General features: G+C 48.2%; 14 protein-coding genes and 1 tRNA gene. 4 read left to right on the top strand and 11 right to left on the bottom strand.

Annotation, left to right across the window (positions count from 1 at the left end; translation table 11 throughout):
* Positions 1-115: 115 nt before the first annotated feature.
* On the top strand, positions 116-1,129 hold the full coding sequence (gene galE / locus B067_RS0111940; RefSeq protein ID WP_019530321.1) for a UDP-glucose 4-epimerase GalE: 1,014 nt from the start codon (positions 116-118) through the stop codon (positions 1,127-1,129).
* Positions 1,130-1,162: 33 nt separating this feature from the next.
* On the opposite strand, the gene B067_RS0111935 is transcribed toward galE, so the two are convergent.
* The 9 genes from B067_RS0111935 to B067_RS0111895 form a co-directional block, all read right to left on the bottom strand.
* Positions 1,163-1,507 (bottom strand): TusE/DsrC/DsvC family sulfur relay protein, encoded by a 345-nt coding sequence (locus B067_RS0111935; protein WP_240472859.1) that lies wholly within the window; start codon positions 1,505-1,507, stop codon positions 1,163-1,165.
* Positions 1,471-1,773: a sulfurtransferase complex subunit TusB gene (tusB, locus tag B067_RS0111930; RefSeq protein ID WP_019530319.1), complete on the bottom strand. Its 303-nt coding sequence runs from the start codon at positions 1,771-1,773 to the stop codon at positions 1,471-1,473. Before tusB ends, B067_RS0111935 begins: the two co-directional genes overlap by 37 nt.
* An 11-nt stretch (positions 1,774-1,784) precedes the next feature.
* Entirely contained in the window at positions 1,785-2,144 is a 360-nt protein-coding gene (tusC, locus tag B067_RS0111925; protein WP_019530318.1) for a sulfurtransferase complex subunit TusC, read from the bottom strand.
* The gene (tusD, locus tag B067_RS0111920) at positions 2,141-2,533 is read right to left on the bottom strand and encodes a sulfurtransferase complex subunit TusD (protein ID WP_019530317.1); all 393 of its coding nucleotides are present in this window, start codon (positions 2,531-2,533) and stop codon (positions 2,141-2,143) included. Before tusD ends, tusC begins: the two co-directional genes overlap by 4 nt.
* A 114-nt stretch (positions 2,534-2,647) precedes the next feature.
* Complete coding sequence (locus B067_RS0111915) at positions 2,648-3,322, bottom strand: Bax inhibitor-1/YccA family protein (protein ID WP_019530316.1); 675 nt, start codon at positions 3,320-3,322, stop codon at positions 2,648-2,650.
* 316 nt (positions 3,323-3,638) lie between these two features.
* Positions 3,639-5,141, bottom strand: a complete 1,503-nt coding sequence (gene nhaC / locus B067_RS0111910) for a Na+/H+ antiporter NhaC (protein ID WP_019530315.1) — start codon at positions 5,139-5,141, stop codon at positions 3,639-3,641.
* A gap of 169 nt (positions 5,142-5,310) precedes the next feature.
* Positions 5,311-7,602, bottom strand: a complete 2,292-nt coding sequence (locus B067_RS0111905) for a hybrid sensor histidine kinase/response regulator (protein ID WP_019530314.1) — start codon at positions 7,600-7,602, stop codon at positions 5,311-5,313.
* Between the two features lie 53 nt (positions 7,603-7,655).
* Positions 7,656-8,474, bottom strand: a complete 819-nt coding sequence (locus B067_RS0111900; RefSeq protein WP_019530313.1) for a substrate-binding periplasmic protein — start codon at positions 8,472-8,474, stop codon at positions 7,656-7,658.
* Positions 8,471-9,205 (bottom strand): response regulator, encoded by a 735-nt coding sequence (locus B067_RS0111895; protein WP_019530312.1) that lies wholly within the window; start codon positions 9,203-9,205, stop codon positions 8,471-8,473. Before B067_RS0111895 ends, B067_RS0111900 begins: the two co-directional genes overlap by 4 nt.
* 866 nt (positions 9,206-10,071) lie before the next feature.
* On the opposite strand from B067_RS0111895, the gene B067_RS0111890 reads away from it, so the two are divergent.
* A tRNA-Ser gene (locus B067_RS0111890) sits at positions 10,072-10,157 on the top strand.
* 299 nt (positions 10,158-10,456) lie between these two features.
* Here B067_RS0111890 and rne read toward each other — a convergent pair.
* The gene (rne, locus tag B067_RS0111885) at positions 10,457-13,285 is read right to left on the bottom strand and encodes a ribonuclease E (protein WP_026244608.1); all 2,829 of its coding nucleotides are present in this window, start codon (positions 13,283-13,285) and stop codon (positions 10,457-10,459) included.
* Between the two features lie 699 nt (positions 13,286-13,984).
* Between rne and rluC the strand changes: the two genes are divergently transcribed.
* Positions 13,985-14,974: a 23S rRNA pseudouridine(955/2504/2580) synthase RluC gene (gene rluC, locus B067_RS0111880; protein WP_051083848.1), complete on the top strand. Its 990-nt coding sequence runs from the start codon at positions 13,985-13,987 to the stop codon at positions 14,972-14,974.
* Positions 14,974-15,606, top strand: a complete 633-nt coding sequence (locus tag B067_RS0111875) for an HAD-IA family hydrolase (protein WP_019530309.1) — start codon at positions 14,974-14,976, stop codon at positions 15,604-15,606. Before rluC ends, B067_RS0111875 begins: the two co-directional genes overlap by 1 nt.
* 18 nt (positions 15,607-15,624) lie before the next feature.
* Here the strand turns inward: B067_RS0111875 and B067_RS0111870 are convergent, their stop codons facing one another.
* Positions 15,625-16,203 (bottom strand): Maf family protein, encoded by a 579-nt coding sequence (locus B067_RS0111870; RefSeq protein WP_026244607.1) that lies wholly within the window; start codon positions 16,201-16,203, stop codon positions 15,625-15,627.
* Positions 16,204-16,413 lie beyond the last annotated feature (210 nt).

The following is a 16,413-nucleotide window of genomic DNA, read 5'->3' as shown; positions in this document are numbered from 1 at the left end:
TCAGCAGCCATTATAGTGAAATTGTGCGGCCAGTGTTACCGCTAGCGGGTGATTACGTTATAGTGAGCTATTATTTTTTTAGCCAGATTGATTTTTGAATAATAAGAGAGGGTGTATGCGTGTTTTGGTGACGGGTGGTGCGGGTTATATAGGCAGCCACACCTGCATAGAGTTGCTAAACGAAGGCCACGAGGTGGTAGTGGTTGATAATTTTAGCAATAGCCAAATGGAGTCTATACGCAGAGTTGAGCAAATTACCGGTAAGAGCATTACCTTTTATCAATTGGATATCTGTGATGTTAAAGCACTTAATCAGGTATTTGCTGCTCACCAGATCACAGCCGTTATCCATTTTGCCGGTTTAAAGGCCGTAGGTGAGTCGGTAGCCAAGCCATTGTGGTATTACCACAATAACGTACACGGCACGCTGTGCCTGCTAGAGGTAATGCAAGAGCATCAGGTGTTCAACTTGGTGTTTAGCTCCTCAGCCACCGTATATGGCGACCCTGCTAGTGTGCCTATAGACGAGAGCTTCCCTTTATCTGCCACCAACCCCTACGGCCGCTCTAAGCTGATGATAGAAGAGATACTGGGCGACCTCTATGTGGCCGACCAGCGCTGGAATCTAATTATGCTGCGCTATTTTAATCCGGTAGGCGCTCACGAAAGCGGCTTAATCGGCGAAGACCCCAACGGTATCCCCAATAACCTTATGCCTTTTATCTCGCAAGTGGCAGTAGGCAAGTTGGATTGCCTGTCGGTGTTTGGTGATGATTACAATACGGTGGATGGCACTGGTGTGCGTGATTATATCCATGTAGTAGATTTGGCTAAGGGCCATATTAAAGCGCTAGATAAACTCAAGCAGCAACCCGGAGCGGTGGCTTATAACTTGGGTACCGGTCAGGGCTACTCAGTGCTACAAATGATTGCCGCCTTTGAGCAAACCTCGGGTAAAACCGTTAGTTATAAAGTTGTGGCTAGGCGCCCCGGCGATGTCGCCAGTTGCTACGCCAACCCCGCTATTGCTTTGCGAGCGTTAGGCTGGCAGGCAGAGTTGGGCATAGAGGCCATGACTAGGGATACCTGGCACTGGCAGAGCCAAAACCCCAACGGCTATGACCTGTAGCAATAAGTAGTGGCGATTTGTAGCTAATATTGATTAGAGGCAGTTATCAGGCTTGGGTAGGCCAGCGATTTTGCTGGCCAACTTGGCGGGGCTGCCGGGGAACAGTTGTAATAAATACAGGCTTTTGCCCTTGTCTGCCCCTAAGTGCAGGCCTACATATTTAACCAAAGGGCGCATGGCCGGTGAGAGTTGAAACTCTTGGTAAAACTGTCTAAGTAGTTTGATCACTTGCCAGTGCTGCTCACTAAGCACTATGCCTTCCGCTGCGGCTAACTCGCTGGCCACGCTCTCATCCCAATCGTTAAGATTGAGCAAAAACCCTTCTTTGTCGACCGCTGCCATTAAAACCAACTGATGCTTTTGGGGTGTTTGACGCATAGCGCAACAAAGCCCGTATCATCACTGCTTTGAAAGGCTGCGCTCAATTTATCAACTAAGCCACGGGCGGCCACATCGGCTGCCAGCACATGGGGCTGTATCGCCAGGGCGGCGAGCTGCTGTTGCTGCTGTGGCTTGAGGCTGCACAGCGCTACCACGCCATCCTCTATAAAAAGTATGTCGTCGCCCTGCTGGCAGCAGCTTAGGCATTCGTCTAGGCAGCTGTGGCTAAGCGGGGATTTATTGATGATGTGTAAGCTGGACATGGCAGACAGGCCTAAAAATTCAATACGGTATCGGCGGCGTCTATCAATGCCGCGATCTGTGTTTGGCTAAGGACTGTTACCGGTAACAGCAGCGCCTCTGCGCTCAATTGCCGTGGGGCTAAGGCCTCGGCCTGCACATAGATGTTCTCTATGCCATACAGCGGCAGGGCGGTTAAGGCCTTGCCGTGGTTTTTAAGAGCCAGCGCTGCGCTATCCTGTTGGCTGTTTAATTGCCACAGGCCGTCGCCTATAAACAATAGGCTGATATCTTGTTCGAAGGCACCAGCGGCTAGGGCGATATCGATGGCTTCGCGAGCTAGACTGTTACCGTAGGGTGGCCGGCGGCAGATGATTAAGAGATTCTTGCTCATGCACCAAAACTCACAACGCGATCTGATAGCGCGCTGGCTTCGATTAACTGCCCTAGTCCAGAAAGCTCAAAGCCAGCCTGCAGATTATGGCTGGGCTGCTCATAGCGTTGGGCTTCGGTTTCGTCCAGCACGCCGCGCTTTAAGGCGCTGGCTATGCAGCTGACCATATCAATACTGTGTTGCTGGGCTAGCTGTTGCCACTGCTGGGGGATGTTGGGTTCATCCTGTGGTGGGGTGATTAGGGCGTTACTGGCGTACACGCCATTGTGATAAAAGAACACTCGAAAAATCTCATGGCCTTGTTCTAGCAATGCTGTTGCAAAACGCAGCGCTGTGCTCACCGATTGGTCGGAGTAGGGTGCGGCTAATATCACTAAAGAAAATTTCATTACCCTGCCTATTCATTATCACTACTTAAAAGCACGATCTAAAACTACTGGCTAAAAGTACCAGCTAAAAAAAAGCCCTGCTAAAGAGCAGGGCTGTATTCTATAAGCGTTCGCTTAGTCATCGCCACCGAAAATGCCTAAAAGGTGTAGCAGGCTGGTGAAAAGGTTGTAGATGTTAAGGTATAGCGCAACCGTTGCGCGTATATAGTTGGTTTCACCACCGTTTACGATGCGGCTGGTATCAAACAAGATTAAGCCTGACATGATAAGCACTACGGCTGATGATATCGCTAAAGAGAGAGCCGGTACTTGAAAGAACAAGTTAGCCAAGCCAGCGATAACCACAACGACCAAACCTACCATTAAGAAACCGCCCATAAAGGAAAAGTCTTTTCTGGTGGTTAGGGCATAGCCTGAAAGGGTAAAGAACACCAACGCGGTGCCTCCTAGCGCTTGCATCACCAAGCTAGGGCCGTTGGCCAAGGATAGGTAATAGTTAAGCATGGGGCCTAAAGCTGCGCCTAGTACGCCAGTAAAGGCGAAGACCATAACCAAACCTTTGCTAGAATCTGCGGTTTTGTGTACGGCAAAAATTAACCCTAAGCCTATCAATGAAAGCATCAGGGAAGTACCGCGGCTGATTTCCATAGCCATGGCCACACTGGCGGTCATCGCGCTGAAAAGTAACGTCGCTGAAAGCAGTAGATAGGTATTGCGCAATACTTTATTGGTAGCTAATACCGATTCTGTGCTCTGAGTTTGTGAGCCAAAAATGGGTTGGTTTTGCATGTATTCGATCTCCGATCAAAAGTCAGTTGCATGGACAGCCCTCATCATAACGCCTTAGGCGTTAAAAGCAAGCCTTAGCCATGCTGTACAAATAAGCGCCAAGCCATTGATTTTTAAAGGCCTTTACAGTTTGGTGGTGCTTAGGCTGTCGGGTCTGTTGGCGCGTGTTGACTATGACTATAAAAGTCACTGGGAGTTCTGTGTGAATAGTGAAATTGTATAGCTAAGAGCCTAAGGGTTAATGCTAGGGGAAATAGTATTAACTCTTAGATAACAGCAGCTTAGCTTTATATTTTGCAGCGTAATAGGAGGCCTATTAGGCGTGGCTGGGCAATCCTTCGTTACTATCGCCTAGGCTCTTGCTAGTGCTGGGTTCCTCCAAGGGGGCAATTTTAATGTTCAAGAAACCGTAGCTTAGTGCGATCAATGGGTTGATCAAGTTAAAGAAGCAAAAGGGTAGGTAGGCAAAGGTGGCTACCCCCAAAGTACTGGCCATAAACACGCCACAGGCATTCCAGGGAATTAATGGCGAAGTAATGGTGCCAGAGTCTTCTAAGGTGCGGGATAGGTTAATGGCGGCCAGTTTGCGCTTCTTATATTCCTCTTTCCACATTTGACCCGGTAATACCAAAGACAGGTATTGATCGCCAGTCAGTAGGTTGACGCTCATACAGGTGGCCATAGTGGTAGCAATTAGAGAGCCGGTAGAACTAATAAAAACAATCAGCAGATTCATGATTTTTTGTATATAGCCGACTTTTTCCAGCACTCCCGTCATCATCATAGAGCACAGTACCAGCCAGACCATATTAATCATGGAGACCATACCGCCACGGGATAACAGGTCGTTAACCGCCGGGTTATCGGTGTGTATCACAAAGCCATCGACTAGCGCTGCCAGCAGGGTCTTGAAAAAGTGTAAGGTGTCTAGAGCCGCACCGGGTTGCAGTATGTTGGCAAAGCTAACAATGGCCTCGCTTTGAAACAGTATGGCAAAGACGATGGCGATGATGGTGCCGCCCACTATGGCTAAAAAGGCAGGCACTTTTAGTATCGCCATGGCCAGTAATAAGATGATGGGTAATAGGTTGTACCAGGCTATGGAAAAATGGTAATCCAAGGTGGCTAGAAAGGCGGCGATTTGCTCTTGGCTACCCGATTCCAGAGTGCTGGTAAGGCCCAGCCCGGTAAAAATGATCAGGCATAGCACAAAGCTGGGCACAGAGACCCACATCATATGCCGTATATGGGGGAATAGACTGCTACCGGCCACGGCCGGGGCGAGGTTGGTGGTTTCAGACAGTGGTGACATTTTATCACCAAAGTAAGCCCCGGAAATGATGGCCCCGGCGGTAATCTCTGGTGACAGTGCAAAGCCATATGACACGCCGATTAACCCCACGCCTATGGTGGCGGCAGTGGTCCATGAGCTGCCTATGCTCAACGCCACAAGGGCGCAGATCAAACAGCTTAAGGGATAGAAAAACGTGGGCGATAAGATACTTAGACCAGCATAGAGTAGGGTGGGCACCGCCCCCGAGAGCATTAGCGCGCCTATTAATGAGCCTATGGATAAAAAGATGAGGTTGGGACCTACGGTGCGCGAGGTGCACTCGACTATGCGCTTTTCTATACCCTCCCATTCCAGACCATTTTTGAGGCCGACGAGGGCGGCGGTAAAACCTATGAGCAGCATGGCCACTTGAGTGGGGCCCGATAGCGAGTCGCCGCCAAATAGCGAAATAGCACCGCCTAATAAGATCAGCAGGGCAAAGGTGATAATCAATGTATCAGTTAAGCTCAGGGGTTTATTGTTCATCTACTACGCCCAATCTGTTTATTAGGTTAAAGCAACCTAGGTTAGCACTTAGCTAACTCAGTTTAACCTTTCTATGGTTAGTGATTATCACCTTGATATGTAAGCTGCTCTTTAAAATACTGCATAAAGATGTAATGCAGATGTGAATAAGATGCTGCAAATTGCTTATTTAATAACGAGCTAAGAGCTTGTTGATAGCCTCATAACTTTGCTGCAATGCGCTGACTAGGCTTGAGTATTGCTGCGGGTCTATTTGGGGCCGTATGTTGGATTGTCTGTTGCCCTGCGGGCTTTCAGCTTGTTTTTCTATAGTTCTGGCCTGTAACGCCACCGAACACAGGCCTAGGGTGTCGGCGCCACTGGCCAGTTTATGGGCCAGTGCTGCAGATTCGAATAAATCCCCCTGTTGCAAGGCCTCTTGCAATTGCTGGCATAGCTCACGGCTAAGTTGCTGGTAGTCGTTAAGCAGCTTGCTGACTTTGTTTAAGCCTAGGGCATTAATGTGTGAGCGCAATAATTGTGAGTCTATAGCGCTAGTATCGCTAACGGTTGTGTCTTCATTGTTGGCTAAGCTGCAGTCTTTTTGTGCCAGGCCTGCTAATGCCGCCATGAGCTTGTTGGCGGCTATAGGTTTGGCGATAACATTGTGCATGCCTGCGTCTAAATACTTGCGTATCTCATCGGGGTGGACACTAGCGGTGAGGGCGATAATAGGGCTGGTTTGATTCAGTGACAGTGGGTCTTGTTGTATTTGGTTGCAGACATCGACGCCGCTAACCCCGCCTAGGTGTACATCCATTAAAATAACATCGTAGCGCTGTTGTTGGCACAGGGCGATGGCGCGAGCGCCGGTACTGGCGATAGTAACGCGATGACCTTCACGGGCTAGCAAACCCTGTGCTACATCTTGGTTTATTTGCATATCTTCCACTAACAAAATCGCTAAAGGCTGAAGCTTGGTGCTAGTACTTGCGCTATGGCTGAGTGCTAATGGGCTGCTGGCTATGGTTAAGGGCAGCTCAAACCAAAAGTGGCTGCCTTCATCAGTGTGGCTAATAACACCAATTTTGCCGTTGATGGATTCCAGCATCTTTTTACTTACCGCCAAGCCCAGGCCGGTGCCGCCGTAGCGGCGCGAAACGGTGTCATCGGCTTGGATAAAACGGTCGAATATACGTTGCTGCTGTTCTTCGTTTATACCTATACCGGTGTCGTCCACAGAAAAATACAGCTGCTGCAGACCATCGTCTTGGGAGAGGGCTTTAATGGCCACGGTGACTTCGCCGTTATCGGTAAATTTAATGGCGTTGGCCACTAAATTGATTAGTGCTTGGCGTATATATTGGGCGCAGCCAAAACACGTGTCGTGGACTTTATTGTCTATGTGATAAGAGAGGTGAATATTTTTATCGTGGGCGCTGGGGGTAGAGGCGAGGATAATAGAGCTCAACATATCCTCTAAGGAAAACAGTGTTTGCTCTGGCGTGTGTGCACCTTCTTCTAGTTTGGCAAAATCCAGCACTTCGTTAAGTATGCTTAATAAACCTTCGCTGGAATCGTGTATGGCTTTTAGGTATTTCTTATCCTGAGCATCTAAGTGGGAGCGGTTAAGCAATTGTGCCATGCCCATAATGCCATTGAGTGGCGTTCTTATTTCATGGCTCATGGTGGCTAAAAAACGGGACTTAGCTAAGTTGGCTGCTTCGGCAGCCTCTTTGGCTTTTTGCAGGCTGGCAGTACGCTTTTCTACCCGTAGTTGTAATTGGTCACGATTGTATTTGAGTTGGTTTTTTATTTCTTCACGGCGGCGTAGGTCTGAAATAATAGACAAGCGCATATCATTTAAGGCATGGGCGACTTGGTCGATTTCATCAGCGTGGGTCTGTTCTTTTTTCTCTAGTTTTAAGGGTTGTGATAAATGGCCTTGACCTATTAAACGGGTGTAGTCCGCCATGCTTTGCAGGTGGCGAGTGACTAAGCGGTGAAAGATAACAACCAGTGTTACCGCGATTAAAAGAATCAAACCGGTTTGCATGATTAAGGTTCTTAAACCGCTATACCAAAGCTGTTGATAGGGACCTTTTAAATCCATGGTGATTGACAAGGTGCCTAGATTTAAGCGCTGCTGCAAAACACTGTCATATATAAGATCAAAGGTTTCGGTGAGGGCCAGTGAACTGTCTGCGATTAACGGTTGGCCTAAGCTTATTTCGTCTATGTGAGGCGCGTTGCTGAGTTTGATGTAGGCGACGTCGGGGAAGTCTTTGATGCTACGCAGTTGCAGTTGCAAGTCGTTGGTGTCTAAATCCCAGACGCTTTTTGCTAAGCTGGCTAAATAGCCGGTGCGCACTAATTCAAAGCGTGATTCAATGTCGCTCAAGGCACGGTTGTAATCTAGCCATATTTGTAAGCTGGTGGAGAGTAATGAAAATGATAGGCTACAAAATAAAATATAAACCATTAGTCGCCTAATGAGCGTATGTTTTTTGCTGGCAGGTATCATCAGTCGTGTTGCTACAGTTGTAAGTCGGCAGGCGCTTGCGGCCTGAGGCTAGTGCCTTTCGGGTAGGCTAGCAAATATTGCTGTCGGCTTTTCTGGGTAAAACGAGCAATGGCATTGCTGTCTTTTAAGGCTTTAATACTTTTATCTAGCTGTGGCATCAGTTGAAGAATTTTTTGATTATTAATGGCGGTTGTTAGGTATAGGTGGTCGGTGGTGGCATATTTTTCCAGCGGTACTATCACCGATTCATAGCCGTGAGTTTGTACTTGTAATAGACCACTCTCGCGTTCAAAGGGCATAAAATCTATGCGGTTAAGCGCCAGCTTGGTGATGTTTTGAAAATTACTGGAAACGCGTTCTATAACCGTGTTGCTTGCCAAAAAATGATCAAGCTCATCGCCATAGCTGTAGCCTAATACCATGCCGCCGCGTTTGCCTTGCAAATCTTGCCAGCTATCAAAGTTAAAGCTGCTATTTTTGTTAACAAAAATAGCAATATTTTCTTCGATTAAATATTCTTGACTAAAGGCAAATGTTTTTGAACGCTTTAGGGTTTTAAAAGCCACAGCAACATCGATAGTACCTTTTTCCACTTCCAGCATGCAGCGTTTCCAACTTTCTAATACATACAGGGTGACTTGGTAGTTTTGCTCTTTAAAAACATGTTGAATAATATCTTTGGTGACACCAGCTAGTTGATTACCGTTCAGCCACGACAGTGGTGGATAGGAGGCATGATCGCAGTAGCTAATACTTTTTTTTGGCTCAGCGTGGCCGAGATTGCTAAACCAAACCAGCAGCAAGCTACCAATAAGCGTGTTCAATTTCATGGTTTGCGGATAGGGGCGCTGGTTTGGGTAAATAAATAACCGGTGCCGTGTATGGTGGTAATCATGCTGGGTTTGGCGGGGTCATCTTTAATTTTGCGCCGTAGCCGGCCGACTAGAACGTCGATGGTTCTATCGCTGGGCACCCATTCTCGGTTACGGATTTGATCCATCAACTGATCGCGGCTGAGGGTGCGACCAGCGTTGTTGATAAAAACGATGAGCAATTGAAACTCACCATGGGTGAGGGAGGTTTCTTCCTGCTCGCTATCGATGAGTACGCGGCGGTTTAGGTCTAGAGTCCAGTTGTGAAAATGTTTAATGGCGCTTTCTTCATTACTGGTTTGGGTGGCGATTTTGCTGTGCTGCACCCGTCGAATCAGGTTTTTTGCCCGTGCCAAGGTTTCGCGCATATTAAAGGGCTTGGTGATGTAATCATCGGCGCCGCATTCTAGGCCGACGATGCGGTCTATCTCATCTTGGCGGCCGGTGACTAGTATAATGCCTACCTCGGAGCGCACTCTTAGCTCGCGGGTGAGGGTGAGGCCGTCTTTACCCGGTAGCCGTATATCTAGTAATACCAAGTCTATGGGGGTTTTAGCGAGTATTTCTTCGCCTTCTTCTGCCGTGCTAACGGGGTATACAGAAAAACCTTCTTTTTCAAAATAGCTTGCTAAGCTCTCTAGGGTGATGGGGTCGTCATCGACGATTAGTACAGCGGCGGCATCATTCATAAAGGGTCATTATTATTAAGGAATGGATTTTTTAAGATTCTATAGGCCAAATATATCAAGATTTAACAGTAGGGTATGCATAATCTTGCGGTTCCAGGTATCTAGTTTGTAAGCATAGTTTACTCTGCCGTTACATTCCATTTACTTTTTCAATGCCAGATATTGGCGTGTGTGAAAAATATCATTATTAATAGCAATGAATTGAGTTGTGGACAAAAAAAATGTCTATAACCGCTATCTTAAGGGAGGCGCGTTTTACTCTGGCGAGAGGATGTAACAGAGAGAGTATAGCTGCAAAATTTTACAACTTTTCACATCATCGCTATGTGATGTTTACAGCAGTTTGTTAGAGTCTTTAAATCAGCTAAATACAGTTATCTTTTTAGTTGTAGTTTGTCAGCCTGCGAGGGCTTATGAATGTAGGGTTGCCGCAAAAGTGCTTGCGCTTTTGCGGCCTTTTTTTGCCTGTTGATTATGCGTTGTTGTATTTTTAATGCTGCTCTATTGGTAAGCCTTGCGTTTATTTAACGCCTCAGCGCTATTACGTATTGATCTGTTATTGTTGCTGCAGATTTTAATAGCCGGCTAGTTGTGGGCAAAAGCGCCAGCTATTTGTTCAGTGGCTGGCTAAGCTGCTTCGTGCTCAGATCTTAACTTGGGACCTAGCGGTGTTGTAAGAGCTGTTTTACGGGCTAGTTCGCTTATATCGCGACTAAAAAAATAACAGTGCTCAAAACATAAGCAAATCAACGCCGGTTCAGTGTTTTTATCCTTAAATATCAGCTTTAGGCTTGTCTGCTAGTAAAACCTATGTATAATTCTGCCTGCTGTCTAGGGGTGCAAAATCATTCCCATCAGTGACATGCGGTGGGGTGACTGAGTGGTCTAAAGTACCGGTCTTGAAAACCGGCGAACGCAAGTTCCCAGGGTTCGACTCCCTGCCCCACCGCCATTATTTTAAAGCCCGTACTGGTAACAGTACGGGCTTTTTTATTGCCGCAAGCTTAGTGGTGATGGGCGTTGGTGGCGGGCGAGGGTGTAGGGCTGCGCAGCCAAGAGGGGCTTGTAGCCTGCAGGGTGATGTTATCCCTATAGCCCATTACCACGCAGTGCCGTTATTTGAAGCCCGTAACTGCTAGCAGTACGGGCTTTTTTATTAACTAAATGTTTAGTAAGCTTGGGCATTCGCCATAGTTTGCGGCAATAAAAAACCCGGCACGGTGGCCGGGTTTTTTATCAGTGCTTTAACGTTTAGCGACTAAGGCGTGGGTCGTTGATGCTACGTTCCACTTTCGGCTTGTCTGCAGATGGTGCGGCTGCAGGGGCGTTACTGGTGGTGATGTTAATAACTTTGCTGTCTATGCTGACTTCTAGCACAGGCTTGGGCGCCTCTCTAGGGTCATTAGACGTGCGTCCCAAGCTAGCTACATTCACCTTGCTGGCGTTGGCTGCGCTGCTGCTTACCGTGTTTGCTGCAGGCGCTGCTTTGCTAGCTGTTACGACGGGCGCGATTGCTGCGGCAACTTCGGTTTTGGCGGGTTCAGCTTTTTGTTCCGTTGCGGCTTCAGCGTCAACAGCAACTTCAGCTTGCTCTTTCGCTTTGGCTTCAGGCTTTGCTACGACTTCAGCCGTTACCTTAGCGGTGGCTTCAGTAGTGCTTGCTGTGGGTTTATCTGCTTGCTTAGTGGGAGCTTCAGCGACCGCGGTTTCGACTACGCTTGCGCTATCGTCAGTAACACTAACGGGTTGCTTGGCGACTGTTGCGGCAGCTGTTTGCTCAATAGTTGCAGCTTTTTCGTCTTGTTGTTTGTTTGCGGTAGGTGCTTGTTCAGCCTCTGGGCTTGCTGCCTCTGTTACCTTTGCTTCGGGTTCAGTCACGGGGGCAGTGCGTGTTTCGCTAACGGCTGCTTCGGTGCTTGTTGCTTCGGCATTGGTGTTTTCTACGCGTTCACCGCGATGACGGCGACCGGTTCTGCCGCGACGGTTAGACGGACGGCGCTGGGGTTTATCGCTGCTACTATTTTCTGATGCTGTGTTTTCTTCGACGTTGATTTCGTTTTCTACACTTTCTACCGCTTTGTCTACCGTATTGCTTGAGCTTTGCTCGTTTCTGTCGCGGTTTTTGTTGCGGTTGCGATTTCTGCCGCGGTTTTTGTTGCGATCAGATTCGTTTTTGCTGCTATCTTGCTCGGCATTGTCGGCCGCATCAGTATTGCTACTGTAACTGTCGTTATCGCGGTTACGGTTGCTATTGCTATTGCTATTGCTGCTGCGGTTGCGATTGCGGTTATTGCGATTTCTATTGTTGCTATCGCTGCTGCTAGGGCGTTTTCTTTCTACGGCAGGTTTAACGCTGGCTTCTTCGCTGGCTTTGCCTAAAAAGATGTTGACCAATTTGCCCAGTAAGCTAGGTTTTGAGGCGCTGGCCGTGGCTGGCGCCTTGCTAGCAGGAGCTGCGGTTGCAGCAATTGGAGCAGGCTGTTGTTGTGACACGGCTTTGATGGCAGCCTCTGGCTGTTCTATGGCGACGTCATTAACCGGTGGGCCGGCATCTATGTTTTGTTCAGTTTGCATTTCATAGCTGAGTTCAACTTTTTTACCCACTTCGTCGTCACGTAAGCGCTGTACTTCAAAGTGTGGGGTATCAAGTTGCACGATGGGTACAATGACAACGCGCACGTTGGTGCGTTGCTCTATAGCGTGTATAGGTTCGCGTTTTTCATTAAGCAGATATGAGGCGACTTCTACCGGTACTAGTGCGCGAATTTCGGCACTGCGTTCTTTGTTAGCCTCTTCTTCCACTAAGCGCAGTATCGATAGGGCCAGTGAGTTGGTGTCGCGTATAGTACCTTGGCCAGTACAGCGTGGGCATACCGTGGCGCTGGTTTCACCCAGTGACGGGCGCAGGCGTTGGCGTGACATTTCTAATAGACCAAAGCGAGAGATACGGCCTACTTGGACGCGGGCTCTGTCTATGGCTAGGGCATCGCGCATGCGATTTTCTACCGCACGTTGATTGCGGGCCGGGTTCATGTCTATAAAGTCGATAACAATCAGACCGCCCATGTCACGCAAGCGCAATTGGCGCGCGATTTCATCGGCTGCTTCTAAGTTGGTTTGCAGTGCGGTCTCTTCTATATCGCCGCCTTTGGTGGCTCTAGCAGAGTTGATGTCTATAGATACCAAGGCTTCGGTGGGGTCTATGACTATAGAGCCGCCAGAAGGTAGCTGCACATCGCGCTGGAAGGCGGTTTCGATTTGGCTTTCAATTTGGTAGCGGTTAAATAGTGGCACGGGATCGTTGTATAAACGTATCTTGTGCTGGTAGTGCGGCATGACCTGGCTGACAAAGTCATAGGCTTCTTTGTGGGCGTCAGGGCTGTCTATTAGCACTTGGTCTATATCGTCACGTAAATAATCGCGTATGGCGCGAATAATCACGTTACTTTCTTGCAATACCAAAAACGGAGCAGAGCGGTCTACGGTGGCGTCTTTTATCGCGGCCCATAGTTTGACTAGATAGTCTAAATCCCACTGTAGCTCTTGGCTGCTGCGGCCTACACCGGCAGTGCGAATGATAACACCCATGCCGTTGGGCATTTCCATTTCGCCCATAGAGTCGCGTAATTGGTTGCGATCGTCACCTTCTATGCGACGAGAGATACCACCAGCCCTAGGGTTGTTAGGCATTAATACTAAATATCGACCTGCCAAGCTGATTAAGGTAGTGAGTGCTGCGCCTTTGTTGCCGCGCTCTTCTTTATCAACTTGCACGATAACTTCGGTGCCTTCTTTTACCACATCTTTAATTTTAAAGCGGCCGTCAACATCGTTGGGGGAGCGGTAAAAATATTCGCGGGCAATTTCTTTTAAAGGTAGGAAGCCGTGGCGGTCAGCACCGAAGTCGACAAAAGCGGCTTCTAAGCTGGGTTCTACGCGGGTGATTGTGCCCTTGTAGATATTGGCTTTCTTTTGAATGCGGGTGCGGTTTTCTATGTCTAAGTCGTACAGGCGTTGGCCATCAACTAGACCTACGCGCAACTCTTCGGGTTGAGTTGCGTTGATTAACATTCTTTTCATAATTAATACAAATCCATAAAGCGGGATTTGCAAAACAAGGTTGGAATAAATTTGATAGAAAGCGTCGCAGGATTGCTTTTTATAGCTGATGCAAGGTACTTGCATCGCATTTTTCGGGCGCTATCGATCTAGTTACTGATCTATATAGTGTATTAACGCTCGTTCACGGACTTTACTGTAGCAGGGCTGCTTGGATAAATAGCCTCATGCAATTGTTGTTTATTGTGTGCCGCTTCTGTGGCCGGTTAACTTATTGGTTAACGGTTTTACCACTTTTTAAAATGCAATCTTACTGATAAAAATTAGGCTGGCTAGGTGGAGGTATTTGACCACCGTTTGCTTTCGCCTTGTGCGTTTATCTGCGCTTTTGTTTTCAAATCTCTTACAACAATGCAGCAAATTTGCCCACGTTGTTAATAAAAGCAGTTGTCTGTCGTGAATTGCGATAAAATATGTCGCGACCTTTTTATGACAACTGCGTAAAATAGTTTTCTTTATTTGCCGCTGCATTATCAGGATCAATTCGATCAACTGTTTTCATATTTGCAGGAACAAAGTATTAGTTAGGGGTATTTCTTGCTTACTCAACACAGGGCCGTTTTGTGTTGCCGAGGCTGAGTCTGAAACCTACTCTAAACTAACGCCGGCTGACTATAGCAGTAAATATTAGCTACATCAAACACTTAGGTTCTATGTTTAATGAATGAGCGTCCCGTTGAGAGCAAGCCAGAGAAGCAGACAGAGAACAGGCCAAAAGTCCGTTTTGTGACAATTACTGATGCCCATGAGGGGCAGCGCATAGACAATTTTTTATTGCGTGAGTTAAAAGGCGTCCCAAAATCAAGGATTTACCGAATTTTGCGCAAGGGCGAGGTGCGGGTTAACAAGGGTAGGGTGAAACCTGAGTATAAATTAGCCATTGATGACCTGGTGAGGGTGCCACCGGTGGTGGTGGCTGAGCGCACCGCGCCTACCTCAGTGTCTGACAGCCTGACTGATTTACTGGAAAATGCCGTGCTCTATGAAGATGGGGCGCTGCTGGTGGTGAACAAACCCTCGGGCTTGGCTGTGCATGGCGGTAGTGGTATTAGCTTAGGGCTGATAGAGGCTTTGCGGGTAATCAGGCCGCAGGCGAAGTTCTTGGAGTTGGTGCACAGGCTGGATAGGGATACCTCGGGCTGCATCATGGTGGCCAAGAAACGCAGCATGTTGAAGTATTTGCAAAACTGCCTGCGTGAACGCCAGGGGATTGTTAAGCGCTATAAGGCATTGGTGTCGGGGCAGTGGCCGAAAAGGTGCAATATGGTGTCTGCGCCTTTATTAAAGGTGAGCTTGCAGTCCGGTGAGCGCATGGTCAATGTTTCCCCTGAGGGTAAAAAATCGAGCACTCAGTTTGAGGTGCTGGCACGCTATAGCGACGCCACCTTGCTAGAGGCTAGACCTATTACTGGTAGAACCCATCAAATACGCGTGCATGCGCTGCACGCTGGCTGCCCGTTATTGGGTGATGAAAAATACGGTCGCCCCGAGGATAATCGCCAGTTTAAGCATAAAGGCTTAAAGCGATTGTTTTTGCATGCAGCCAGTCTGACTTTTTGCCTGCCTGATACAGAGGATAGTATTACTGTGGAGGCGCCGCTGGAACCTAGCCTTGATCGCCTGTTGCAGAGCTTGAAGGTACAGCCTTAATGCTACTGGTGTTTGATTGGGATGGCACGCTAATGGATTCTATGGCCAAGATTGTTGGCTGTATGCAATTGGCTATAAAGGACATGCAGTTGCCAGCATCGGATGATGCCACTATTAAGGCTATTATTGGGTTGTCGTTGCCGGTAGCAATACAGCAGTTATATCCCAAGCTGTCGCTGGCGGATGGGCAGCGCTTGAGTCAAGCTTATGTTGCCCATTTTAAAGAGGCTGATCAGCAACCCTGTGCGCTGTATCCAGATGTTGAGCGAGTGTTGGCTCAGTTGCGCGAGTGCGGACATAGCTTAGCGGTGGCGACTAGTAAGAGTCGTAAAGGCTTAACCCAGGTGTTGTCTAATCTGGGTTGGCAGGACTACTTCGATGCCAGCCGTTGCGCCGACGAGGCGCGTTCTAAACCTGACCCCTTAATGCTTAATCAATTGTTGGCTGAGTTTTCAGTGCCGCCACAGCAGGCATTAATGGTGGGCGATACTGAGTATGATTTAAAGATGGCGGCCAATGCGTCTGTTGCCAGTGTTGCGGTTAGCTATGGCGCGCACGGTAGGCGCTCTTTGTTACAGCATCAGCCCTTGGCGTGCATAGATAGTTTTGCTGAGTTGTTAGCGTGGGTTTAGCAGGCTTTCGTTAGGGTGCTAGGGAATGGGTATGTCTTCCTTGGTCAGCATGTTGATGAGTTGTATTAAAGGTAGGCCTATCAGGCTATTGGGGTCGTCGCCCTGCATTTTTTCAAAGAGGCAGATGCCCAAGCCTTCCATTTTAAAGCTGCCAGCGCAGTGGTAGGGTTGTTCTTTATGGAGGTAGCGTTGGATTTGCTGTTGGCTGAGCAGCCTGAAATACACGGTAAAGGTTTCTACGCAGTGTTGTGAATGTCCGGTTTGGCTATTCAAAACATGCAGCGCGGTATAAAAGGTCACAGCTTGGCCGCTGCACTGTTGTAGCTGCTGCACTGCGTTAGCGTGATTGCCTGGCTTGCCTAGTATGTGCCCATTAAGCGCGGCGACTTGGTCAGAGGCGATAATCAGGTGCTCGTGGTGACTGGCGCTAATAGCTAAGGCTTTGCGCTTAGCTAGTCTAGCCACCAATTCTGCAGCGCTTTCCTGTGGTAGTGGCGTTTCGTCTATATCGGGGCTGATGCAGCTAAAAGTGAGTCCCAGCCGCTGCAGTAATTGCTTGCGATAAGGGGAGCTGGAGGCGAGTATTAGTGGGTTCATAGCGCTCAATCCGGTGGTTTGGCCATGATTATAGTGAGAAGTAACTGATTTCCCTACGTAATTACCCATTATTTGTGTATTTTCTTTGACAGCTAGCCGCTACATCCCTATGATTGCGCGCTTATGTCAAACGCCCCCTTGCCAAGTCAGATTGATGTCCGGAAATTGACCGTCAAAGGCGCTGAAATTAGCAGTAATTTTAGTCCAGCG

Origin of the sequence: Dasania marina DSM 21967 (genome assembly GCF_000373485.1) — a bacterium.
GTDB lineage: Bacteria > Pseudomonadota > Gammaproteobacteria > Pseudomonadales > Dasaniaceae > Dasania > Dasania marina.
This window is presented reverse-complemented; position numbering and strand designations above follow the sequence as displayed.